This window comes from Streptomyces sp. NPDC048436 (assembly GCF_043200355.1).
In the GTDB taxonomy this organism is placed as follows: Bacteria; Actinomycetota; Actinomycetes; order Streptomycetales; family Streptomycetaceae; genus Streptomyces.
This window is the reverse complement of the sequence record NZ_JBICXP010000002.1, coordinates 667,736-690,967: the sequence shown is the minus strand read 5'-3', so window position 1 is coordinate 690,967 and position 23,232 is coordinate 667,736. Positions and strand designations below refer to the sequence as shown.

The following is a 23,232-nucleotide window of genomic DNA, read 5'->3' as shown; positions in this document are numbered from 1 at the left end:
TGGTCCTCATGCACTCGACGCAGGTTTCCGGGCATGTGAACGCCCCGCGTACGGCCGCCTATCAAGCGCTGCTGGACGCCGACGCCATCGCGCGCTGGCGCGTGCCGGACGGCATGAGCGGCCACGTGCACGCGTTCGACGCCCGCGAAGGGGGCCGCTTCCGCGTCTCGCTCACCTACGAAGGGCACTCCGGCAACGGCAAGTCGTCCTCGCACACCGACACGTACCACGGCCACTTCGCGAAACTGGTGCCGGACGAACAGGTCGTCGAGGTGCTGGAGTTCGAGACCGAGGATCCCGCACTGCGCGGCACGATGACGATGACGACCACCCTCACCGACGCGGACGGCGGCACCGATGTCCTCGTCGTACACGAAGGGCTCCCCGACAGCGTGCCCGCCGCCGACAACGAGACGGGTACGCGCATGGCCCTTTCGAACCTCGCCAGGCTCGTCGAATCCCGGTCATGACGGAACACCGTGTGCGCTCCGGGACAGCGACGCGGTGAGCGCGACGACGGCGAGCAGAAACAGCGCGGGCGCCAGCGCGGCGGCCGTGCCCTGGTGGAGCTGCAGCAGCCCGCCCACAAGAGCGCCGGTGAACATCGCGGCGACCGACACGAATCTGCGGACGGACGCCGGGCCGAACCGGTCGGAGGCAAGACCGGTGAGCGTGAGGGTGAGGACCGTGGTGGTCAGATCGGGTACGGAAAGCTTGCGGACCACGGCGTTCTGAAGCCCCATGCCGAGCGCGAGCAGCACGATCAGTACGTGCCTGCCGATGCTTCTGACGTCGGTGGTGAGACCGATCACCAGGGCCGCCCCCACGAGCACGGCGTGCGCCGCGACAAGGAGCGCGAACAGCCGCAGCGGCTCCGCGACCCTTGGCGCGACGAGCCCTCCCGCCCAAGCGCCGGCCATGAACGCGCCGCTCGCGAGGAGCGACGCCGTGGCGGACAGCTGGGCGTCGCCCGCAAGGGCGAAGCCCAGGAAGACCACGTTGCCGGTCATGTTGGCGACGAAGACGCGGTCGAGGCCCAGATAACTGACCGCGTCGACCAGGCCGGTGGCGAAGGTCAGCAGGACGAGCAGCGGAGGCAGCACGCCGTGGTGACCCTCGGTGTCGGGGAAGAGACGGGAGGCGGCCCGGTCGAGAATTGATTTCATACCGTCCCTTTTCGGCAGGAGCGCGCTGCGACGCGACTCTGCCGACCGGGCGCGGGCGGTTCTCGGTCCGCTCCTGCCGATGGCCTGCCCGTATGTCGTACGTCCCCGACGCCGCCGACGTCGACCCCGCCACGGCGCTCGCAGGCACCCTCCTCGCCTGGACGCGGCTGCACGGCATCGTCAGCCTTGAGGTGCAGGGGCCATCGCCCGCTCCCAGACCCGCCGCACGGCGCCGCGAGGGTCTTCACGGATGCTCCAGTCCCGGCCGATGACCTGCGTGGCCCGGCGCCGGGTGTCGTACGGGGCCCAGCCGGGGTCGCCGGTGTGGGCGAAGCGGGCCCATGCGGCATGCGTGCGGGAGGCCAGGTCGGCAGGAGGCTTTTCGGGACCGAGGAGTGAGTCGGGGCCGATGAGCGGCGCCGGGTCGGCGGCGAAGACGAAGGGCAGCTCCACCGTGTGGGCGGCGCCGAGTCCGCCGTCGAGGGCATCGGAACGCCAGTCGAACAGGTAGCTGTAGGTGGCGCCGGAGGACCGCGTGGCATGCGCCCCGGCCATGGCCCAGCTGCCCGCTCCGAACAGGGCGTCGCCCATGACGGCGGAGCGCAACTGCCCGGGTGTGGACCCGGGTTGAGACGCGCGGTAGGCGTCGACGAGCCGGTCGGGCTCGGGATGGGAGAGCTCCGCGGCGGTCCGGACGTCGCTCATGGTCGAGGTGGCGTGGGCGCCGGAGGGAACCAGATAGAGGTTGCCTTCCTCGGCGTTGATGCCGATGAGGAGGTCGACGTCGGCGCCGCTTCCGGCGGCCACCGCGTCGGCGGGCTGCTGGTCCGCGACCAGGCTGAAGGGGCTGAGCCCGAGCAGCGGGTCATAGGCGCTCGTGGTCCGCAGGTCGATCCCGCCGAGCCGCGCGGTGACCTCGACCAGACGGGCGTCGGAAACGCCGCCGAAGGCATCGGCATGCGCCGCGACACCCAGCGCGGCGGCTGCCGCATCCGTCACCCGGGCGGCCTGCTCGGGAGTGAACGCGCCCAGGCCGCTGCCGCTCTGGACGATGGCGCGCCGCACGAGGCCCCTGCTCTCCGGCGCGGCGATGACGGCACCGGTGAGGGTGGCTCCCGCGGACTGCCCGAAGAGGGTGACCCGGTCAGGGTCGCCGCCGAACGCGGCGATGTTCTCCCGTACCCAGCCCAGCGCGGCGAGCACGTCGAGGAGGCCACGGTTGCGCGGCGCCCCGGGAAGATCGAGGAACCCGGCGACACCGAGGCGGTAGTTCACGCTCACCAGAACGACACCGTCACGTGCGAAGCCGCCGCCGTCGTAGAGGCGTGCCCGCGTGGACCCCGCCACGAAGCCTCCGCCGTGCACGAAGACCATGACCGGCAGGGCCTCGCGGCGGGGCGCCGGGGCCCACACGTCGAGGGTGAGGTAGTCGTCCCCGCGGACCCAACCGGGCCCGAAGTAGGGCGACATGTCGATGGAACCCAGGTTCCGCTCGGCCTGCGGTGCGGTCGGCCCCGCCGAGGTCGCGTCCCGGACGACGTCCCACGGGGCGTGCGGCCGAGGGGCGGCGAAGCGGCCGGGGCCGACCGGGGGAGCGGCGTACGGGATGGCGCGGAAGACCGCGGTGTCCCCGTGCCGGGCGCCGGCGACCGCTCCCTGCGCGGTGGTCACGGTGCGGGTGGCGGCGGTCATGCCGCCGTCACCCGGCCCTCGGCCGCCGCGGCTGTCCCGGCGTACGGGTACGGGTACGGGGTGAAGGGGGCCCACCCCTTGATCGTGAACGCGTCGCCCGCACGCTCGACTTCGGCGGCGCCGTGGCCTCCCAGATGGGCGGGAACGACGAGCGCGTTGTGGTCGGCGGCCCAGCCCAGGACGCGGCGGCGCGTGGCGCGGGCGGCGGCGGGGTCCTCGCAGAAGCAGCTGTTGTGGTCCGGATCGACGAGCTGGACGGGGCTGTGCAGCAGATCGCCGACGAAGACCGCGCGGTCCGTCCCGCTGGCGAGGGTGAGGACGCTCGATCCGGGGGTGTGTCCGGGGGCCGGTTCCAGGCGCAGGTTGGCGTCGATCCGAAGGCCTTCTTCCCACAGGCGGACCTGCCCCGCCTGATGCACGGGGGTGACGCTGTCCTCGAAGACGTTCTGGTTGCCGCGGCCGAGCAGCGGCTTGTGATCGTTCGCGGGGTTCCAGAAGTCGTAGTCGTCCTTGGGCAGCAGATAGGTGGCGTTCGGGAAGGTAGGGACCCAGTCCCTGCCGTCCAGACGGGTGTTCCAGCCGACGTGGTCGACGTGCAGATGCGTGTTGATCACGATGTCGACGTCTTCCGGAGCGACGCCGGCCCGCGCCAGGTCGGCCAGGAAGTCCGTGCGCAAGTGGCTCCACACCGGCGAGTACGGGCGCTCCTTGTGGTTGCCGACGCCCGTGTCGACCAGGATGTTCTTCCCTTCGCTGCGCAGCAGCCAGCTCTGTACCGCGGAGTTGACGATGTTCGTGTGGGGGTCCAGGAAGTGGGGCGCGTGCCAGGCAGGGTTCTCGCGCCAGGCTTCCTCCGGGGCCGTGGGCAGGAACGCGCCGGGCGTCATGTCGATCGGGCCGTAGAAGTCCTTGATGCGGGTGACGGTGACGTCGCCGAGTTCGATCTGGTCCATGGGGTGCTCCAATGCCGGGAGTTGAGGTTCGGACCCCACAGTCGCCGCGTCCCCGCAGGTCAGCCAGACCCGCCGTTGCCTACCCCGGACAGGGTCAGGCTGCCGCTCACCGGCGGATGCAGACTGAGGGCATGAGTGAACGAGGCAGGCTCGGCGACTTCCTGTACGCGCGGCGCTCCCAGCTGCGTCCCGCGGACGTCGGGCTCAAGGACTACGGCGACCGGCGGCGCGTGGCGGGCCTGCGCAGGGAAGAGCTCGCGCTGCTCTCCGGCGTCAGCGCCTCGTACTACACGCGTCTTGAGCAGGGCCAGTCGACGGGGGCGTCCCCGGAGATCCTGGACGCCGTCGCGCGGGCGCTCTGCCTCGGCGATGCGGAACGCCGCCATCTGCACGACCTCGCCGAGTCCGGCAGGAAACGCGTCACCGCCCGCCGGCCGCGCCCCGAGCGGGTGAGTGCCACCACGCTCCATCTGCTGAGCAACGTGGACGGCGTTCCCGCGCTGGTCAGCGGTCGCCGCACCGATGTGCTCGCCTGGAACCGGCTCGGTCACGCGCTGTTCGCGGCCCATGTGAACGCCGAGAGCCCGCAGCGCCCGGCCGAGCGCCCCAACCTCGCCAGGCTGCTCTTTCTCGACCCTCACACCCGCGAGCTGTACGCCGACTGGCGAGCGAAGGCCAAGTCCGTCGTCGAGAATCTGCGCATGGTCGCCGGCCGCTACCCCGACGACACGCTGCTGACCTCACTCATCGGTGAACTCACCGTCAAAAGCCCGGAGTTCGCCGAGATGTGGACCGACCACCGGGTGCACCCCTGCGATTTCGCGAGCTACGAGATGCGCCATCCCCTCGTCGGCACCCTCACCGTGACCCAGCAGAGCCTGCGCCTCCCGCAGGCGGAGGACCAGCTTCTGGTGCTGGCCGTCACGGAACCCGGCTCACCGTCACAGGAAGCCGTGACCCTCCTCGCCCGGACCGGCTGCACTACTTCGGCGTACGCCCCTCCAACGCCGTCTGCCAGCCCGGCAGTTCAGCCTCACGCACCGGAGCGGCGCGCCGCCCGCCCCGCGTGAAGAAGTCGGCCAGCGGCAGCGTCGCCGCCCCCACCGTCACCGCGTCCGGGCCAAGACGCCCCAGGTCGATGGTGACGCGCCCCGCGGGGTAGGAGAGGGCGTACGTCGGGATGTGGCGCTTCACCGCGGTCAAGAAGCGCTGCCCGAGCTGGAGTCCCGCCCAGCCGCCGACCAGGATCCGCTCGGGCTGGAAGAGGTTGATGAGGTCGGAGAGGCCCGCGCCCAGGTACTCGGCGGTCTCCTCCAGGACCATCAGGGCCACCGGGTCGGCCGTGCCTCCGTCCTGCGGGTAGGCGGCGTCGAGCATGGCGGTGAGCGCGCCCTCCTCGTCGCTGCCCCCGGGCGGCCGTCCGCCCGCCTCCTGCCACCGTTCGAGCAGCGCCTCCGCACCCGCGTACGCTTCCAGGCAGCCCAGCGACCCGCACCGGCACCGTCTGCCCTGCACCCGCACGGTGAGATGCCCCCACTCGACCGCGCGGCCCTGCTCGACGTCCTCGGTGACGACGCACGCCCCGACGCCCGAGCCGAACAGGACCACCACCGCGTTGCGGGTGCCGCGCCCCGCCCCGAACCACATCTCCGCCTGGCCGAGCGTCTTGGCGCCGTTGTCGATGAAGTACGGCACGGACGCGGGCAGTTGGCCGGTCGCCCGCAGCAGGGACTCCAGCGGGACCGCGTCCCAGCCGATCGTCTGCCCGTGTACGAGGGCGCCGAGTTCACCCTCGCGTGCGACGATCCCCGGCACCCCGATTCCGACCCCGAGCAGCCTCTCGTCCGTGCCGCCCGCCGCGTCGAGCACCTCGCTGATCCCGTCGCGGATGTGCGCCGTGATGGTGTCGACGTCGTGCACCTTAGGGTTCAACGGCCGCTCCGCCCTGGCGAGTTCGGACAGTGACAGGTCGAAGAGCTCCACGCGTACGCGGGTCTCGCCGACGTCCACGCCGATCAGCTGGCCGCGGCCCGGCGCGACGCGCAGCAGCGTACGCGGCCGCCCCCCGTCGGACTCCACGCTCCCCGCCTCCTCCACCCACCCCTCCGTCACCAGCTCGGCCACGACATTGCTGATGGAACCTGAACTCAGCCCGGTGGCGGGCCCGAGCGTGAAGCGGCTCATCGGCCCGTCGAAGTACAGCCGCTGCAGTACGGCGGCGCGGTTCTCCCGCCGCAGGTCGTGCACCGTACGCCCGTTGCGCTGCCCTGCCATGTGGTTCCTTCCGGCCTGCTCTGCCTCGAAGTTGGTCCTGTGTGACCCCTTGACGGTATCTTCCCCGCCGGTTTAACTCACGTCCTAAATTAAGTCATGAGGTCATTCAAGAGTTGAACACGGTGCCGGATTCTCCTCGGCGCCGAGCCATCCGCCCCATGACTCCCTCCGGAAGGGACACCTGGAGCCATGCGCAGATTCCGAGCCGCCGCAGTCGGCGCCGCCACTCTCTCGCTCGCCCTCACCGCCTCCGCCTGTGGCGGCGGTACGACGACGGGGGGCGAGGGGTCCAACGACTCGCCGAAGACCCTGACGTACTGGGCGTCGAACCAAGGCCCCAACCTTGAGGCGGACAAGAAGATCCTCAGGCCCGAACTCGACAAGTTCGAGAAGCAGACGGGGATCAAGGTCAAGCTCGAGGTCGTCCCCTGGTCGGATCTGCTCAACCGGATCCTGACCGCCACGACGTCGGGTCAGGGCCCCGACGTCCTGAACATCGGCAACACCTGGAGCGCTTCGTTGCAGGCCAGCGGCGCCCTGCTGCCCTGGGACGAGAAGAACTTCGGCAAGATCGGCGGCAAGGACCGCTTCGTGCGGTCCGCGCTCGGCTCGGCCGGGGCCGCGGGCAAGGACCCGGCCGCCGTGCCGCTGTACTCGATGGCGTACGCCCTCTACTACAACAAAAAGATGTTCAAGGAGGCCGGCATAGACAAGGCGCCCGCCACCTGGGACGAGCTGGTCGAGGACGGCAAGAAGATCTCCAAGGGCGGCAAGTGGGCCCTGGGTGCGGAGGGCGCGAACCTCTCCAACAACATCCACCAGGTCTTCGCCCTCGGAAAGCAGCACGGCGCCGACTTCTTCACCAAGGACGGCAAGCCCGACTTCACCTCCGACGGCGCGGTCGCGGCCGTGAAGCAGTACGTCGACATGATGGCGAAGGACAAGATCATCGCGCCGGGCAACGCCGAGTACGCGAAGAACCAGTCCCTCAGCGACTTCGCCAAGGACAAGACGGCGATGGTGCTGTGGCAGGCCGCCGCCACCACGTTCAAGGCGCAGGGCATGAACGAGGACGAGTGGGGCGTGGCGCCCGTGCCGGTCGACTCCGGTGCTCCGGGAGAGGGCAAGGCCACCAACTCGATGGTCGCGGGCATCAACATGGCCGTCTTCAAGAACACCAAGAACCTCGACGGCTCGCTGAAGTTCGTGAAGTTCATGACGAGCGACGCGGAACAGAAGATCCTCTGCGCGTCCTACGGCTCCGTGCCGCCCGTCAAGGCCGCACAGCAGGACGCCGCCTTCGACCGGCCCGAGCTGAAGGTCCTGAGCGACACCCTCGCCAAGAGCGCCGCGCCCCTTCCCCAGGTGGCCGACGAGTCGCAGTTCGAGACGGCGGTCGGCACCGCCGTCAAGAACCTCTTCGCGAACGCCGCGGCAGGCCGTGAGGTCACCACCGCGTCCGTGAAGGCCCAACTGGTCAAGGCTCAGCAGCAGATGTCCCAGCAGTGAGTGATGCGTCCATGACCACGACCATCGTTCAGAGCCCGGGGGAGGAGCAGGCCGTGAAGGCGCCGGAGACGAAGCGTGGCCGGGGCCGCCGTCCCGGCCGGCTCCGCAAGATCGGCCTGCCCTACCTCCTCCTGCTGCCCGCACTGCTCCTCGAACTGCTCGTCCATCTGCTGCCGATCGTCATCGGCGCCACGATGAGCTTCAAGGAGCTCACCCAGTTCTTCATCCGCGACTGGGGCGCCGCGCCCTGGTCGGGCCTGGACAACTACAAGATCGCGGTCGACTTCGACGCCCCGGTGGGCCAGGCGCTGCTGCACTCGTTCTTCGTCACCTGTGCGTTCACGCTCCTCTCGGTCGGCCTCTGCTGGCTGATCGGGACGACCGCCGCGATCTACTTGCAGGAGTCGTTCAAGGGGCGCGGCTTCCTCCGGGCGGTCTTCCTCGTCCCGTACGCACTTCCCGTGTACGCGGCGGTGATCACCTGGGGCTTCATGTTCCAGCGTGACAACGGCCTGATCAACCATGTCCTGCACGACCAGCTCGGCCTCACCGACGGCGCTCCGTTCTGGCTCATCGGCGACAACAGCTTCGTCGCGCTGCTCACCGTGTCGGTGTGGAAGGGCTGGCCGTTCGCCTTCCTCATCATGATGGCCGGGCTGCAGAACATCCCCCGCGAGATGTACGAGGCGGCGGCGCTGGACGGCGCCGGTGTGTGGCAGCAGGTCCGCCGCATCACGCTGCCGTCATTGAAGCCCGTCAACCAGGTACTCGTCCTCGTCCTGTTCCTGTGGACGTTCAACGACTTCAACACTCCGTTCGTCCTGTTCGGCCGGTCGGCGCCGGAGGCGGCGGACCTGATCTCCATCCACATCTACCAGTCCTCGTTCGCCACGTGGAACTTCGGCACCGGCTCCGCCATGTCCGTCCTGCTGCTCCTGTTCCTCCTTGTGGTGACGGGCGTCTATCTGTGGGTCACGTCCCGCGAGAGGAAGTCCGCCCATGTCTAGCGCCCGCACGGCCCTTCGGTCGCGTCCGGCCGGGCGGCCCCGGTCGCCGATGGCGGCGCCCCGTTCGTTCCTCTGGTCACGGCGGATCTTCCTGACGCTGCTCACCGGCTTCGTGCTCCTTCCGGTGTTCGTGATGGTGTCCAGCTCGCTCAAGCCCCTCGAAGACGTGTCGGGCGAGTTCCGCTGGATGCCGAGCGGGCTCACGATCCGCCCGTACATCGACATCTGGAAGACCGTTCCGCTGGCCGACTACTTCATGAACTCGCTGATCGTGGCGGGCGCGGCCACCGTCTGCTCGGTGGTGATCGCCGTCTTCGCCGCCTACGCCGTCAGCCGCTACCAGTTCCGCGGCAAACGCGTCTTCACGGTGACGGTCCTGTCGACCCAGATGTTCCCCGGCATCCTGTTCCTGCTTCCGCTGTTCCTGATGTACGTCAACATCGGCGACGCCACGGGGATCGCCCTGTTCGGCTCGCGGGGCGGGCTCATCCTCACGTATCTGACGTTCTCGTTGCCCTTCTCGATCTGGATGCTGATCGGGTACTTCGACTCGGTGCCCCGCGACCTGGACGAGGCGGCGCTCGTCGACGGCTGCGGGCCGATCGGCGCGCTCTTCAGGGTCGTCGTGCCGGCCGCGATACCCGGCATCGTCGCGGTCGCCGTCTACGCGTTCATGACGGCCTGGGGAGAAGTGCTCTTCGCCTCCGTCATGACGAACGAGTCCACCCGCACCCTCGCCATCGGCCTCCAGGGCTACTCCACCCAGAACGACGTCTACTGGAACCAGATCATGGCCGCCTCGCTGGTCGTGAGCGTGCCGGTGGTCGCGGGCTTCCTGCTCCTCCAGCGCTATCTGGTCGCCGGTCTGACCGCCGGAGCCGTCAAGTGACCCACCCCCTCGCAACAACTCCGTCTGAGAGGACGTCTGTGTCCGAGCTCATCGACCTCGCCGCACTCCCGCACGATTTCGCGTGGGGCACGGCCACATCGGCGTACCAGATCGAAGGGGCCGTCACCGAGGACGGCCGTTCCCCCTCGATCTGGGACACCTTCTCGCACACCCCGGGAAAGACCGACAACGGCGATCACGGTGACGTGGCCTGCGACCACTACCACCGCTGGCGCCAGGACATCGCGCTGATGAAACAACTGGGCACCAACGCCTACCGGTTGTCCCTCGCCTGGCCACGCGTCGTGCCCGGCGGCGAAGGACCGGTCAACGCCAAGGGCCTCGACTTCTACGACCAGTTGATCGACGGACTGCTCGACGCGGGCATCACCCCGTCGGTGACCCTCTACCACTGGGATCTTCCGCAGGTCCTCCAGGACCGCGGCGGCTGGCCGGAGCGGGACACGGCCGAGCACTTCGCCGCGTACGCGTCCGTCGCCGCCGAGCGCTTCGGCGACCGCGTCACCCAGTGGGCGACGATCAACGAACCCCTCTGCTCGGCCTGGATCGGTCACCTCGAAGGGCGGATGGCGCCGGGCCTGACCGACCTGACCGCCGCCGTGCGCGCCTCGTACCACCTGCTGCTCGGGCACGGCCTCGCCACCCAGGCGATCCGCGCCGCGGCGCCCGGCGCGCGGATCGGCATCGTCAACAACCTCTCCACGGTCGAAGCCGCCAGCGACCGCCCCGAGGACATCGCCGCCGCCCGCCGCGTGGACGGCCACACCAACCGCTGGTGGCTCGACCCGGTGCACGGCCGCGGCTTCCCCGCCGACATGCGCGAGGTGTACGGGGTGGAACTCCCGGAGCGGGCAGGGGACTTGGAGACCATCGCGCAGCCGCTGGACTGGCTGGGCCTGAACTACTACTTCCCGGCCGTCGTTTCGGACGACTCCACGGGCCCAGCGCCGTACGCCCGCCAGGTGAGCCGCGCCCAGATGCCTCGCACCGGCATGGACTGGGAGATCGACGCGAACGGCATCGAGACCCTCCTCCTGCGCCTCACCCACGAGTACGGCGCGCGCAAGCTGTACGTCACCGAGAACGGCTCGTCCTACCCCGACGTCGTACGCCCCGACGGAACCGTCGACGACCCGGAACGCACCGACTACCTGACCGGGCACATCGCCGCCTGTGCGAGCGCCGCCCGCAAGGGTGCGCCCCTGGCCGGGTACTACGCGTGGTCCCTGCTCGACAACTTCGAGTGGGCCTACGGCTACGACAAGCGGTTCGGCCTGGTCCACGTCGACTACGAGACACAGCGCCGCACCGTCAAGGGCAGCGGCCACCACTATGCCGACATCATCCGCAGCCACCGGGGGCGGGCGGAACGCGCCGCCTGATACGGCCGCAATGCACGCACTTCCCGCCCGCCGGACAGCCGCCGACGGCTCCCGGTTCTCCGCGGACCGGGGGCCGCCGGCGGTGTCCTTCCCCCTGTTTCACTTCTCCTGTCAGGTTGGATTCGCCACTCGGCCCTCCTTCGCCGCGGCGCCGGTGCACACCAGGCCCAGCAGGAAGGTGAGGCCGCCGATGATGACGTTGGTGAGGATGACGCCCAGGTCAGGGCCGTCGCCGACGATCCACGGCGAGACGATCATCCATACGCCCATGGCGCACATGGCCCAGCTCAGGCTGTACATCCTGGCCGGGGCGACGGTGAACCCGAGCGCCAGCAGGCCTATCGCGATGCCCATGATGAGGTTGTGCGTCGCGAGGACGGGCTGGCTTACGGTGAAGTGGACCACCCACGGGGAGATGGCACAGAACAGACCTGTGAGGAACACAGGCCCGTCCACGAGTGCCACATCGTGTCCACCGAGTACGCGGGCGTACCGATCCCGCATTTCGGATACGTCAGGGTGAGCGGCTATGTCTCCCCTGTGTGAGACGTCGGCCATGACACTCGTCTCCTCTGCTTTCATGCACGCACTTCATGCACGCCGCATACGCCGCATGCAGGCCGGATCACGCCGTGCGGCGGAGCGCCGCACATGTCCATTCTGCTCTTATTTTTTCCTTATGTGTAGATATGGGGGGGTACTGATTCGGCGGACTCTCTCCGGCCGCCGCCCGTACGGGCCACCAGAACGCGCCGTCCCCCGCTCCCGCCCGCTGGAATGGACAGGTGACCGCGCCTCCGGACGACTGCCTCGCGCGCAATGAGTGGATCTGTGGTGAGTATCTGAGCACCCGCCGCCAGATCATCCTCGACGCGGTCCTCCAGCATCTGGAGCTGACCGCGGGCTCCGTCCTGATCGCGCTCGTCATCGCCGTACCGCTGGCGGTCGTCGCCCGCCGCTGGGCCCTCGCGGCCGGTCCGGTCCTCGCGCTGACCACGATCCTCTACACGATCCCGTCGCTCGCGATGTTCTCGCTGCTGCTTCCCGTGTACGGCCTCTCCGCGTCCCTCGTCGTCGCGGGGCTCGTCCTGTACTCACTGACGCTGCTGGTCCGCAACATCCTCGCCGGCCTGCGCGCCGTCCCCGACGACACCCGGCAGGCCGCCCGCGGCATGGGCTACGGACCCATCCGGCTCCTGCTCACCGTCGAACTCCCGCTCGCGCTGCCCGCCGCCATGGCGGGCCTGCGGATCGCCACCGTCTCCGCGGTCTCCCTCGCCACGGTCGGGGCGATCGTCGGCTTCGGCGGGCTCGGCAACCTCATCTACGCGGGCATGAACACCTACTTCAAGGCCCAGGTCCTCACCGCGTCCGTGCTCTGTGTCGTCATCGCCGTACTGGCCGACCTGCTGCTCCTCGGCGTGCAGCGGATCCTCACCCCGTGGACGAGGGCGGCCCGCGCATGAACACCATCAGCGACGCCTGGCAGTGGCTCACCGACTCGGCACACTGGGCAGGCGACGACGGCATCTGGCACCGGCTCACCCAGCATCTCGTCCTCACGGTGGTGTGCCTGATCCTGAGCTGCCTGATCGCGCTGCCCATCGCGCTCGTCCTCGGCCGCCTCGGCAGGGGCGGCGCGCTCGCGGTGAACATCTCCAACGTCGGCCGTGCGGTGCCGACCTTCGCGGTCCTGGTCCTGCTGCTCCTCACCCCCGTCGGGCGCTGGGGCGAGGGCCCCACCGTCGTCGCGCTGGTCCTCTTCGCCGTCCCTCCGCTGCTCACCAACGCGTACGTCGGGATGCGCGGGGTCGACCGCAGCGTCGTACAGGCCGCGCGCGGCATGGGAATGACGGGGCGCCAGATGCTGTGGCGGGTCGAACTGCCGCTCGCTATGCCGCTGGTCCTGAGCGGCGTGCGGATCGCCGCCGTCCAGCTAGTGGCCACCGCGACGATCGCGGCGCTCGCGGGCGGCGGGGGACTCGGCCGGATCATCACGGCGGGGTTCAACCTCGCCAGTACGCCGCAGGTGGTGGCGGGAGCCGTTCTGGTCGCCGTGTTCGCGCTGCTCGTCGAGGGCCTGTTCGAGATCGGCGAGCGGCTTGCTCCCGGGCGGGCGCGGGGGAGAGGGCGGGCCGGATGAGGTGGTGGAGGGGCCGGAGAAGGTTGTGGGGCGCTGTCGGTGTTGCCCTGCTCTTGTCCGGATGTACGTCGGGGCCGTCCCTGGAAACCCAGGGCGAGGTCACCGCACCGCCCGGCGACAGCCATCACCTGGTCATCGGCTCGGCGGGCTTCACCGAGAGCGATCTGCTGGCCCAGATGTACACCCTGCTCCTGCGGAAGGCCGGATACGGGACCGAGATCCTCTCCGTGGCCAACCGTGAGCTGTACGAACCCGCCCTGGAATCAGGCCAGATCGACGTCGTCCCCGAATACGCGGCGACGTTCGCCGACTGGCTGAACGCCAAGAAGAACGGCGCGGACGCGGCGCCGGTCGGCTCGCCCGACCTCGACGCCACGATGCGGGCGTTGCGCGCGCTGGCCGCCCCGCGCGGCCTCACCGTCCTCGATCCGGGCACGGCCGTCGACCAGAACGCGTTCGCCGTCACCGCGTCCTTCGCCGAGCAGCACCGGCTGAAGACGCTGAGCGACCTCGGAAAGTCCGGCCTGAAGGTACGCCTCGCCGCGGGCGACGAATGCGTGCAACGCCCGTACTGCGAACCCGGTTTGAAGAAGGTCTACGGCATCGACGTCACCTCCGTCGACCCCAAGGGCGTGGGCACGACCCAGGCCAAGAAGGCCGTGCAGAGCGGTCAGGACCAGATGGTCCTCACCACGTCGACGGACGCCACCCTCGACGACTTCGGCCTTGTCCTCCTGAAGGACGACAAGAAACTTCAGAACGCCGACTATCTCGTCCCGGTCGTCAACCGCTCCCGCGCGGGCAGCGAGGGCGTCGCGAAGGCACTCGGCCGCCTCAACTCCGTACTGACGACGGCGGACCTGGCCTCCATGAACGAACAGGTGGACAGCTGGCGCAGGCTGCCGCAGGACGTGGCGCGGGCGTACCTGGAGGAGAAGGGACTGCTCTGACCCACGCCACGTGGGATCAGGCGTCCGCCACGGAGTCGAACTCCACCTGGTCGCGCGGCACGCCCTGCGCGTCCGCGTCCACCGAGCGGCGCAGGGCCTCGTGCAGCTTCGCCGGGGTCAGTACGCCCAGGAAGCGGGCCCCGTCGAGGACCGCGACCCAGCCCGCGTCGTGCTGGAGCATCACGCCGAAGGCCTGCTTGAGCGGGGCACCGACCGGGACCCAGGCGTTCATGCGGTGGGCCAGGTCGCCGACCCGGCCGCCCTCCCCGGCCAGGGCCACCTCGTCGATGCCGACCCAGCCGTGCAGATCTCCGTCCGCGTCCAGGACGACACCCCAGCGGGCGTCCTCCTCACGCAGCCGGGCGGCGGCGTGCGCTGCGGACTCGTCGAAGCGGACCACCGCCGGCTGCTCCAGGTCCTCCGCCAGGATCTCGGTGACCGACAGACGCTTCAGGCCCCGGTCGGCGCCCACGAACTCGGCGACGTACGGAGTCGCCGGCGTGCCGAGCACCGCTCCAGGCGTGTCGAACTGCTCGATGCGCCCCTGCCCGTACACCGCGATCCGGTCACCGAGCCTGACCGCCTCCTCGATGTCGTGCGTGACCAGGAGAACGGTCTTGCGGACCGCCGCCTGCATCCGCAGGAACTCGTCCTGCAACTGCTCCCGCACCACCGGGTCCACCGCGCCGAACGGCTCGTCCATGAGCAGCACGGGCGGATCGGCGGCAAGGGCACGTGCCACGCCGACGCGCTGACGCTGGCCGCCGGACAACTGCTCGGGGTAGCGGGAGCCGTACGTCTTCGGGTCGAGGCCCACCAGATCGAGCAGCTCGGCCGCCCGCGCCCGGGCCTTCGCCTTCTTCCAGCCGACCAGCGCGGGAACGGTCGCCGTGTTGTCGAGGATCGTGCGGTGCGGGAAGAGCCCCACCTGCTGGATGACATAGCCGATACGGCGGCGAAGGCGCACCGGGTCGACATCGGCGATGTTCTCGCCGTTGACGAAGATGCGGCCCGCGGTCGGTTCGATGAGGCGGTTCACCATCATCATCGTGGTCGTCTTGCCGCACCCGGACGGTCCGACGAGCGTGACCAGTTCACCCTCGGCGACCTCGAAGGAGAGATCGTCCACGGCCATCGTGCCGTCCGGGTAGCGCTTGGTGACCTGCTCGAACCGGATCATGTACTCACGCTAACCGCGCACGTCACGGCCCGCTCACCAGGACCACCTCCAGGGTGCGGGGGCCGTGCACCCCCTCCACCCGGTCCAGTTCGATGTCGCTCGTCGCGGACGGTCCCGAGATCCAGGTCAGCGGGCGCGTCGGATCGAGCCGCTCGAGTGCCTGGGGTACGGAGGAGACGACCTGGCCCGGGACCCGTACGACACAGATGTGGTGATCGGGCACGAGCGTGATGCGGCGGCGTCCCTGGTCGGTGCCGCCGTCCAGGACGATCGTGCCGGTCTCGGCCACGGCGACCGCGCAACCCGTGACCACACTGTCGGTCCTGTCCAGCTCCCGTGCGGTGTGGGACGCGAGGTCCTGGACGAGAGCCACCGGGCCATCGCCGGGCAGCCAGTGGGGCGGCAGGGCCGGTGGCACGAGGACCGTGCGTGAGCCCCGCTCGGCGAGGAGCCGCGTCAGGAGGGCGGGCAGTTGCTCGTCCGTCGCGCGGTGCACCGTCGCGCGGTAGTCCGCCAGATTCTCCGCGAGCAGGTCGATGGTCTGCTGGGTGGTGCGGTCGCCGTGCTCGCGCAGGTAGTCACGGGGGATGGCCGCGTCGTCGGGGCGCGGCTCACCGCCGACGCGCAGGCCGTTGCGTACGTCGTCAGGTACGTCGGCCAGCGCTCGGCGGACCCGGCCCAGGATCTGGTCCCTGCTGCTCACTTCGTGCCGCCCTTCTCGGTCAGGCCGCCGTTCGTACGCTGCCACCAGTCGCGGAACGGCTCCGCCGGCACCTTCGGCAGATCCCGCGCCGCGCTCCAGGCCCGGCCGGGGCCAGGAAGTGTGCGGGGATGGACGCGCCGGGTCCGCGACGCAAGGCGCTGCCCCGTCCGCAGCGCTCCCGGGCGGCCGAACGCCCAGCCCGCCGCGCGCATCGCCGCCCGTTCCGCCGCGTGCCCCTTCGCCGGCCGCAGCGTCACCTTGGTGCCGTGCCGTGTCACTTCGCCGCCCTGAACCACCCGTTCCCGCAGGTGTACGAGGACTTCGGGGATGTCGATGGCCACCGGGCACACCTCGTAGCACGCGCCGCAGAGAGACGACGCGTAGGGGAGCGAGGCGTCGATCTCGCTCTGGGTACCCCGGAGCTGAGGGCTGAGGATGGCCCCGATGGGGCCCGGGTAGACCGAGCCGTACGCGTGGCCGCCCGCCCGTTCGTACACGGGGCAGACGTTGAGGCAGGCCGAGCAGCGGATACAGCGCAGGGCCTGGCGGCCCACCTCGTCGGCGAGGGTGTCGGTGCGACCGTTGTCGAGGAGGACCAGATGAAAATTCTGCGGGCCGTCGGAGTCGGTCGTACCCGTCCACATCGACGTGTACGGGTTCATCCGCTCGGCCGTCGACGAGCGGGGCAGTGTCTGCAGGAAGACCTCCAGGTCCCGCCAGGTCGGCACGATCTTCTCGATGCCGACGACCGAGATCAGCGTCTCGGGCAGCGTCAGACACATGCGGCCGTTGCCCTCGGACTCGACGACGACCAGGGTGCCCGTCTCGGCGACCATGAAGTTGGCCCCGGAGACACCGACCTTGGCGCGCAGGAACTTCTCCCGCAGATGGAGGCGGGCGGCCTCGGCGAGTTCGGCGGGTGTGTCGGTCAGACCGTCCGGTGCCGGGCGGCCCCACTCGCCCATCTCACGCGCGAAAATCTCGCGGATCTCGCCGCGGTTGCGGTGGATGGCGGGCACGAGGATGTGCGAGGGGCGGTCCTTGCCGAGCTGCACGATGAGTTCGGCGAGGTCGGTCTCGTAGGCGTGGATGCCCTCGGCTTCGAGGGCTTCGTTGAGGCCGATCTCCTGCGTGGCCATCGACTTGACCTTGACGACCTCCGACTCGCCCGTTTCCTGGACAAGCCGGGTGACGATGCGGTTCGCTTCGTCGGCGTCGGCCGCCCAGTGCACGGTGCCGCCCGCGGCCGTGACCGACTCCTCCAACTGGACGAGATAGCGGTCGAGATGGTGCAGGGTCTCGTCCTTGATGCGCTTGCCCGCCTCGCGCAGCAGCTCCCAGTCGGAGAGTTCGGAGACGGCCTTCGCGCGCTTGCCGCGGATGGTGTGGGTGGCGTGCCGGAGGTTGGCGCGCAAGGTCTTGTTGCCCACGGCGTCGTGGGCCGCCTCGGGGAAGGCGGGCATGCCTACGAACGTGCCGCTCATGACAGGGGTTCCTCCTCCGTGCTCGCCAGGATCTCCGCGATGTGGACCGGGCGTACGCCACTCTTGAGGCGCGTCATCGTGCCCCCGATGTGCATCAGGCACGAGTTGTCCGCCGCGCAGAGGGTGTCGGCGCCCGTCGACTCGGCGTTCCGCACCTTGTCCATGCCCATCGCCGACGAGACATCGGGGTTCTTCATCGCGAAGGTGCCGCCGAAGCCGCAGCATTCGTCCGCACCCGGGAGTTCGAGGAGCTCAAGACCCTTGACTGCTTGCAGCAGGCGGGTGGGGCGGTCACCCAGGCCGAGGCTGCGCAGACCGTGGCAGGTCGGGTGGTACGTCACCGTGTGCGGGTAGTACGCCCCGACGTCCGTCACACCGAGGACGTCCACCAGGAATTCGGTCAGCTCGTAGGTCTTGGGGACGACCGGTGCCAGCGTGGTCGCCAGGCCGTCGCCCCGGCCCTCGGAGCGGGCCCGCTCTCCCATACGGGGGTACAGCTCGCGGACCATCGCGCCGCAGGAGCCGGACGGCGTCACGATCGCGTCATACTCATCCGAGCCGAATACATCGGAGAAATGACGGGCGAGCGGCTCTGCCTGATGGCGATACCCCGTGTTGTAGTGCGCCTGCCCGCAGCAGGTCTGCGCCATCGGGAAGTCGACCTCAACTCCTAGCCTGGTCAGCAGTTTCACCACCGCGCGGCCTGTGTCGGGATAGAGCGTGTCGTTGACACAGGTCAGGAACAGGGCGACACGCATCGCGGGTTCCTCCTCGTCGATCATCGGATGGGTGCAGCGTATGCGCTGCGCGCGCTCAGCGGGAGTCAGGGTGCGGGAATGCGGGAGTGCGGGGGAACGCGGCGCGAGGCCTTCTCCCACGCTGCCCGGCTCGCCCGGTCGCGGGTCGGCTCGTACCGCGTCAGCCGCTGGGTGCGGGCCGACAGGGCACGCATTTCGTGGCGGTCCTCGCCTATCAGGCCGTGCGCTCTGGCCTGTACGAGTACGTTGCCCAGCGCCGCCGCCTCCGCGGGGCCGGCGACGACAGACAGCCCGCAGGCGTCCGCTGTCAGTTGGCACAGGAGTGCGTTGCGGGCGCCGCCGCCCACTATGTGGACCACGTCCACGGCTCGGCCCGCCAGGCGTTGGGCGTCCTCGATGGCCCGGCGGTGGGCCAGGGCCAGGGAGTCGAGGATGCAGCGGGTCGTCTCCGCGGGGGTGGCGGGAACGGGCTGGCCAGTGGCTCGGCAGGCTTCGGCGATGCGGTGCGGCATGTTGCCGGGGGGCAGGAAGGTGGGGTCTGCCGCGTCGATGAGCGAGCGGAGGGCGGGGACGGCGGCGGCTTCGCGCAGCAGATCTTCCAGTGCGGGGGTGTGCGTGCCTGTACTCCAGTCGCGCAGGCACTCCTGGAGCAGCCACAGGCCCATGATGTTGCGCAGGTAGCGGACCGTGCCGTCTATGCCCAACTCGTTGGTGAAGTTGGCCTGCCGGCTCTCCTCTGTGCGGACGGGGGCGGACAGCTCCAGGCCTGCCAGGGACCAGGTGCCGGTGCAGATGTAGGCGAAGTTGTCCGTGGTGGCGGGGACTGCGGCTACGGCCGACGCGGTGTCGTGCGAGGCGACGGCGGTCACCGGGACGGGGGCCCGCCCGGGCACACTCAGACCGGTGTCTTCCAGGACCTGCGGCAGCAAGTGCCCTGCGGGGTCGCCGGGGTGCCGCAGGGGTGCGAACAGGCTGAGGTCGATGCCGAGGCGGGTGGCCACCTCGTGGGACCAGCCTCCCGTGCCGGGATCCATGAGCTGTGTGGTGGAGGCATTGGTCAGCTCCGTGCCCAGTTCGCCCGTCAGCCAGTAGGTGAGGAGGTCAGGAATGAGCAATAGCTGTTTGGCGGAGGCCAGTTGGGCTGATTCCCGGGCGGCCATGAGTTGGTACAGGGTGTTGAACGGGGCGTACTGGACTCCTGTCGCGGCGTACAGCTCGGTGGCCGGAACCGTCGCCCAGGCCTTGGCCGCGATGCCCTCTGTGCGGGTGTCCCGGTAGTGCACCGGGTTGCCCAGGAGGTCTCCGTCCGCGTCCAGCAGGCCGTAGTCGACTGCCCAGCCGTCTATACCGATGGAGGTGAGGGGTGCCGGGTCGGCGAGGCATGCGGCGCGCAGGCCGTCCAGGACTCCGGCGTAGAGGGTGAGGATGTCCCAGTGCAGGGTGCCGGCCGTGCGGACCGGGCGGTTGGGGAAGCGGTGTGCTTCGCGGAGGGTGAGCGTGTCGGGGCCTGCCTGAGCCACCATGACGCGTCCGCTGGAGGCGCCCAGGTCAACTGCGGCGAAGCGGTGGTGGGTGCGGGTGACGCGAGTGCTGACTTTGGGCATGGGGGCTCGCAGGGGTGAGGGTCTGGGATGAAGACGCGTGCGGGTGGTCGTTTTCGCGGTGTGGCTCTTGGGGGCGGGGCCGCGCCGGTATGTCCGTCCTCGCTATCTCGGTCCGAACGTCTGGCTACTTCGGTTCCGGAGTCCGGCTTGCTGTGCTCCGGGCAGACATACCGGCACGTCCCCTCCGGTCGGATGCGCGGCCTCGGGTTGGTGGGGCTCGCGGCCAACCAGCTCCGGCCCGTGCAGAGGCGGTGGGCGCCCCCGGCGAGTGCGGTTACCTCAAGAACGCCGCCGCGACGCCCGCGTCCACCGGTATGTGCAGGCCCGTTGTGTGGGTGAGGTCGCCTGCCGTCAGGGCGAAGACCGCGTTTGCCACGTGTTCGGGGAGCACCTCCCGCTTGAGCAGGGTTCGCTGGGCGTAGAACTCGCCCAGCTTCTCCTCCTCGATGCCGTACGTCGCCGCGCGCTGCGCGCCCCAGCCGCCCGCGAAGATTCCCGAGCCGCGGACCACACCGTCCGGGTTGATGCCGTTCACCCGGATGCCATGCTCGCCCAACTCGGCGGCGAGGAGGCGGACTTGGTGGGACTGGTCCGCCTTGGTGGCTGAGTAGGCGATGTTGTTCGGGCCCGCGAACACCGCGTTCTTGGACGTGATGTAGATGATGTCGCCGCCCAGGTCCTGGTTCCGCATGAGGCGGGCCGCCTCGCGTGAGACCAGGAACGAGCCGCGGGCCATGATGTCGTGCTGGAGGTCCCAGTCGCGGGCCGTGGTCTCCAGGAGGGGCTTGGAGATGGAGATGCCGGCGTTGTTCACCACCAGGTCGACTCCGCCGAAGGCCAGTGCCGTGGTGGCGAAGGCGGCGGTGATCTGCTCCTCCGATGTGACGTCCATGGTGACCGCGATGGCCTTGTCCGGGCCGCCCAGCTCGTCCGCCACGGCCGCGGCGTTCTCCGCGTCGAGATCCGCGACCGCCACGCAGGCGCCCTCCGCCACCAGGCGGTGGGCGATCGCCTTGCCGATGCCGCTGCCCGCGCCGGTCACCAGGGCCACCCGGGTGGCCAGTGGCTTGGGCTTCGGGAGGCGCTGGAGTTTGGCCTCTTCCAAGGGCCAGTACTCGATGCGGAACTTCTCCGATTCGTCGATCGGGGCGTACGTGGAGACAGCCTCGGCGCCGCGCATCACGTTGATCGCGTTCACGTAGAACTCGCCCGCCACTCGGGCAGTCTGTTTGTCCTTGCCGAAGGAGAACATCCCCACGCCCGGGATGAGGACGATCGCCGGGTCGGCGCCGCGCATGGCCGGTGAGGTCGGGTCGGCGTGCCGGGTGTAGTAGGCGGCGTACTCCTCTCGGTACGCGGTGTGCAGCTCCTTGAGGCGGGTGATGGCCTCTTGGAGTGGCGCGGTGGGCGGCAGGTCCAGGACCAGGGGCCTGACCTTGGTGCGCAGGAAGTGGTCGGGGCAGGAGGTGCCCAGGGCCGCGAGGCGCGGGTGCTCCGCACTTGCCAGGAAGTCGAGGACCGTGTCCGTGTCGGTGAAGTGGCCGATCTGGGGGCGGTCCTGCGAGGCCAGCGCCCGGATGTACGGGGCCAGTTCCGCAGCGCGGTGGTGGCGTGCGGCGGCGGGGAGGGGGGTGTGCGTGGCGAGGACCGGGCCGAACGGGGTCGGCTTTCCGTGTTCGGCGAGGAACGCCTCCGCCGTGCGGATGATGTGCAGCGAGTTGCGTTCGCACTCCTCGGCCGTCGCGCCCCAGGCAGTGATGCCGTGACCGCCCAGGACACAGCCGATGGCGTCGGGGTTCGCCGCGTGCACCGCCGCGATGTCCAGGCCCAGTTGGAAGCCGGGGCGCCGCCAGGGCACCCAGGCCACCGTGGAGCCGAAGCACTGGGCCGTCAGCTTCTCGCCTTCCGCGGCGCAGGCCAGAGCGATGCCCGAGTCCGGGTGCAGGTGGTCCACGTGCGGGGCGTCCACCAAGGCGTGCATCGCCGTGTCGATGGAGGGGGCCGCGCCGCCCTTGCCGTGCAGGCAGTAGTCGAAGGCCGCGACCATCTCGTCCTCGCGGTCGGCGCCCGGATACACCTCCTTGAGGGCGTGCAGACGGTCAAGACGCAGGACCGCCAGGCCTTCCTCGGTGAGGGTGCCCAGGTCGCCGCCCGAGCCCTTGACCCACATCAGGTCGGTGTCCGCGCCGGTCACCGGGTCGGGAGCGGTGCCCTTCGCCGACGCGTTGCCGCCCGCGTAATTGGTGTTGCGCGGATCGGCGCCCAAGCGATGGGCGCGATCCAGGAGTTCCGTGATCCGCTCGTGCTGTGTCATGCCGCTCATGCCCCCCATCCGGCCTGGTCGCCGCCCACGCGGTCCTTGACGATCTGCTCCTGCCATCCTGACTTCCGATAGGCCCTCATGGGATCAGGGTCGAGCCCCGAGTCCTCCCTGACTTCTGCCAGTAGGGGTCGGACGTCCGTGTTGTAGGCGTCCATCAGGACCGCGTTGGCGGCGAGGACATCGCCGGTCCGCTGGGCCTCGGCCAGCGCGTCGGCGTCGACGAGGAGCGCCTTCGCCGTGGCCTCCTGCACGTTCATCACCGAGCGGATGATCGCGGGGATCTTCGCCTCGATGTTGTGGCACTGGTCGAGCATGAACGCGATGTCGGAGTTCAGACCGCCGCCGCGGACGACCTCGTACATGATCCGGAAGAGCTGGAAGGGGTCGGCGGCGCCCGCCATCAGGTCGTCATCCGCGTAGAAACGCGAGTTGAAGTCGAAGGCGCCGAGGCGGCCCTCGCGCAGCAGGGTCGCGACGATGAACTCGATGTTGGTGCCGGGTGCGTGGTGACCGGTGTCGACGACGACCTGTGCCTTGGGGCCGAGCTTCAGGCAGTGTGCGTACGCCGTGCCCCAGTCCGGGATGTCCGTCGCGTAGAAGGCCGGTTCGAAGAGCTTGTACTCGATGAGCATGCGCTGGTCGTCTCCGAGCCGCTCATAGGTGGCCCGCAGGGCATCGGACAGCCGGTCCTGGCGGCTGCGGAGATCGTCCTGTCCGGGGTAGTTGGTGCCGTCGGAGAACCACAGCTTCAGGTCGCGTGAACCCGTCTTGTCCATGATGTCGACGCATTCGAGGAGGTGGTCCAGGGCTTTGCGGCGGACCGCCGGATCCGGGTTGGTGACCGAACCGAGCTTGTAGTCGTCGTCCTGGAAGACATTGGCGTTGACCGCGCCGAGCCGTACCCCGCGCTCGGCGGCGTAGTCGGCCAGCGCCGCGTAGTCGTCGGCCCGGTCCCAGGGAATGTGCAGGGCCACCTTGGGCGCCACGCCCGTGTGGGCGTGCACGCGGGCGGCGTCGTCGATCTTTTCGCGGGTCGTGCGGGGGACACCTGGCTGCGCGAAGACCTTGAAGCGCGTACCGGAGTTGCCGTACGCCCAGGACGGGGTCTCCAGGGCCTGGGAGGTGAGTGCCGCTTTCACGGCGTCTTTGCTGGGTCCGGCGGTCATCGCGCAGCCTTCCGAAAGGTCGGTCGAG

Annotated in this window: 21 protein-coding genes; 9 read left to right on the top strand and 12 right to left on the bottom strand. The window is 69.8% G+C overall.

All coding sequences use genetic code 11. From position 1 onward, the window contains the following. The first annotated feature begins 8 nt into the window (after positions 1 to 8). Positions 9 to 470, top strand: a complete 462-nt coding sequence (locus ACGFX9_RS09555; protein WP_393468320.1) for an SRPBCC domain-containing protein — start codon at positions 9 to 11, stop codon at positions 468 to 470. On the opposite strand, the gene ACGFX9_RS09550 is transcribed toward ACGFX9_RS09555, so the two are convergent. The 3 genes from ACGFX9_RS09550 to ACGFX9_RS09540 form a co-directional block, all read right to left on the bottom strand. After that, positions 465 to 1,166, bottom strand: coding sequence for a YoaK family protein (locus ACGFX9_RS09550; RefSeq protein WP_393467308.1), 702 nt, complete (start codon positions 1,164 to 1,166; stop codon positions 465 to 467). The genes ACGFX9_RS09555 and ACGFX9_RS09550 overlap by 6 nt on opposite strands. Before the next feature lie 180 nt (positions 1,167 to 1,346). Continuing rightward, a complete protein-coding gene (locus tag ACGFX9_RS09545) occupies positions 1,347 to 2,858 on the bottom strand; it encodes a carboxylesterase/lipase family protein (RefSeq protein ID WP_393467305.1) in 1,512 nt (503 codons plus the stop codon). After that, complete coding sequence (locus ACGFX9_RS09540) at positions 2,855 to 3,811, bottom strand: MBL fold metallo-hydrolase (RefSeq protein ID WP_393467302.1); 957 nt, start codon at positions 3,809 to 3,811, stop codon at positions 2,855 to 2,857. Before ACGFX9_RS09540 ends, ACGFX9_RS09545 begins: the two co-directional genes overlap by 4 nt. Positions 3,812 to 3,942: 131 nt before the next feature. Between ACGFX9_RS09540 and ACGFX9_RS09535 the strand changes: the two genes are divergently transcribed. Further along, on the top strand, positions 3,943 to 4,881 hold the full coding sequence (locus ACGFX9_RS09535; RefSeq protein WP_393467300.1) for a helix-turn-helix transcriptional regulator: 939 nt from the start codon (positions 3,943 to 3,945) through the stop codon (positions 4,879 to 4,881). Here the strand turns inward: ACGFX9_RS09535 and ACGFX9_RS09530 are convergent. Further along, entirely contained in the window at positions 4,793 to 6,085 is a 1,293-nt protein-coding gene (locus ACGFX9_RS09530) for an ROK family protein (RefSeq protein WP_393467297.1), read from the bottom strand. The two genes, ACGFX9_RS09535 and ACGFX9_RS09530, sit on opposite strands and share 89 nt — an antisense overlap. A 189-nt stretch (positions 6,086 to 6,274) precedes the next feature. Between ACGFX9_RS09530 and ACGFX9_RS09525 the strand changes: the two genes are divergently transcribed. From ACGFX9_RS09525 to ACGFX9_RS09510, 4 genes are read left to right on the top strand one after another with little or no spacing between them, the layout of a single operon-like run. After that, a complete protein-coding gene (locus ACGFX9_RS09525; RefSeq protein WP_393467294.1) occupies positions 6,275 to 7,594 on the top strand; it encodes an ABC transporter substrate-binding protein in 1,320 nt (439 codons plus the stop codon). A gap of 11 nt (positions 7,595 to 7,605) precedes the next feature. Then, positions 7,606 to 8,601: a carbohydrate ABC transporter permease gene (locus ACGFX9_RS09520; protein WP_393467291.1), complete on the top strand. Its 996-nt coding sequence runs from the start codon at positions 7,606 to 7,608 to the stop codon at positions 8,599 to 8,601. Between the two features lie 49 nt (positions 8,602 to 8,650). After that, entirely contained in the window at positions 8,651 to 9,490 is an 840-nt protein-coding gene (locus ACGFX9_RS09515; RefSeq protein ID WP_393468317.1) for a carbohydrate ABC transporter permease, read from the top strand. Positions 9,491 to 9,528: 38 nt separating this feature from the next. Then, entirely contained in the window at positions 9,529 to 10,893 is a 1,365-nt protein-coding gene (locus tag ACGFX9_RS09510) for a GH1 family beta-glucosidase (RefSeq protein ID WP_393467288.1), read from the top strand. Between the two features lie 111 nt (positions 10,894 to 11,004). On the opposite strand, the gene ACGFX9_RS09505 is transcribed toward ACGFX9_RS09510, so the two are convergent. Beyond that, entirely contained in the window at positions 11,005 to 11,451 is a 447-nt protein-coding gene (locus ACGFX9_RS09505; RefSeq protein ID WP_393467285.1) for an SPW repeat protein, read from the bottom strand. Between the two features lie 227 nt (positions 11,452 to 11,678). Between ACGFX9_RS09505 and ACGFX9_RS09500 the strand changes: the two genes are divergently transcribed. From ACGFX9_RS09500 to ACGFX9_RS09490, 3 genes are read left to right on the top strand one after another with little or no spacing between them, the layout of a single operon-like run. Then, positions 11,679 to 12,359 carry an ABC transporter permease gene (locus ACGFX9_RS09500; RefSeq protein WP_393467282.1) on the top strand — a complete coding sequence of 227 codons (681 nt, stop codon included), beginning with the start codon at positions 11,679 to 11,681 and terminating at the stop codon, positions 12,357 to 12,359. Beyond that, positions 12,356 to 13,036, top strand: coding sequence for an ABC transporter permease (locus ACGFX9_RS09495; RefSeq protein ID WP_393467279.1), 681 nt, complete (start codon positions 12,356 to 12,358; stop codon positions 13,034 to 13,036). Before ACGFX9_RS09500 ends, ACGFX9_RS09495 begins: the two co-directional genes overlap by 4 nt. After that, a complete protein-coding gene (locus ACGFX9_RS09490; RefSeq protein WP_393467276.1) occupies positions 13,033 to 13,986 on the top strand; it encodes an ABC transporter substrate-binding protein in 954 nt (317 codons plus the stop codon). The genes ACGFX9_RS09495 and ACGFX9_RS09490 overlap by 4 nt, the downstream gene beginning before the upstream one ends. A 16-nt stretch (positions 13,987 to 14,002) precedes the next feature. Here ACGFX9_RS09490 and ACGFX9_RS09485 read toward each other — a convergent pair whose 3' ends face one another. The 7 genes from ACGFX9_RS09485 to rhaI all read right to left on the bottom strand — a co-directional run bounded on the left by ACGFX9_RS09485 (position 14,003) and on the right by rhaI (position 23,204). Continuing rightward, positions 14,003 to 15,166 carry an ABC transporter ATP-binding protein gene (locus tag ACGFX9_RS09485; protein WP_393467273.1) on the bottom strand — a complete coding sequence of 388 codons (1,164 nt, stop codon included), beginning with the start codon at positions 15,164 to 15,166 and terminating at the stop codon, positions 14,003 to 14,005. Between the two features lie 22 nt (positions 15,167 to 15,188). After that, on the bottom strand, positions 15,189 to 15,869 hold the full coding sequence (locus ACGFX9_RS09480; RefSeq protein ID WP_393467270.1) for a lactate utilization protein C: 681 nt from the start codon (positions 15,867 to 15,869) through the stop codon (positions 15,189 to 15,191). Then, on the bottom strand, positions 15,866 to 17,353 hold the full coding sequence (locus ACGFX9_RS09475; protein ID WP_393467267.1) for a LutB/LldF family L-lactate oxidation iron-sulfur protein: 1,488 nt from the start codon (positions 17,351 to 17,353) through the stop codon (positions 15,866 to 15,868). The genes ACGFX9_RS09480 and ACGFX9_RS09475 overlap by 4 nt, the downstream gene beginning before the upstream one ends. Continuing rightward, positions 17,350 to 18,111, bottom strand: a complete 762-nt coding sequence (locus tag ACGFX9_RS09470) for a (Fe-S)-binding protein (RefSeq protein WP_393467264.1) — start codon at positions 18,109 to 18,111, stop codon at positions 17,350 to 17,352. The genes ACGFX9_RS09475 and ACGFX9_RS09470 overlap by 4 nt, the downstream gene beginning before the upstream one ends. 65 nt (positions 18,112 to 18,176) lie before the next feature. Then, positions 18,177 to 19,715 (bottom strand): rhamnulokinase family protein, encoded by a 1,539-nt coding sequence (locus ACGFX9_RS09465; protein WP_393467261.1) that lies wholly within the window; start codon positions 19,713 to 19,715, stop codon positions 18,177 to 18,179. Positions 19,716 to 19,989: 274 nt separating this feature from the next. After that, positions 19,990 to 22,029, bottom strand: a complete 2,040-nt coding sequence (locus tag ACGFX9_RS09460) for a bifunctional aldolase/short-chain dehydrogenase (RefSeq protein WP_393468314.1) — start codon at positions 22,027 to 22,029, stop codon at positions 19,990 to 19,992. Between the two features lie 5 nt (positions 22,030 to 22,034). Then, positions 22,035 to 23,204, bottom strand: coding sequence for an L-rhamnose isomerase (rhaI, locus tag ACGFX9_RS09455; RefSeq protein ID WP_393467258.1), 1,170 nt, complete (start codon positions 23,202 to 23,204; stop codon positions 22,035 to 22,037). Between the last annotated feature and the right edge of the window lie 28 nt (positions 23,205 to 23,232).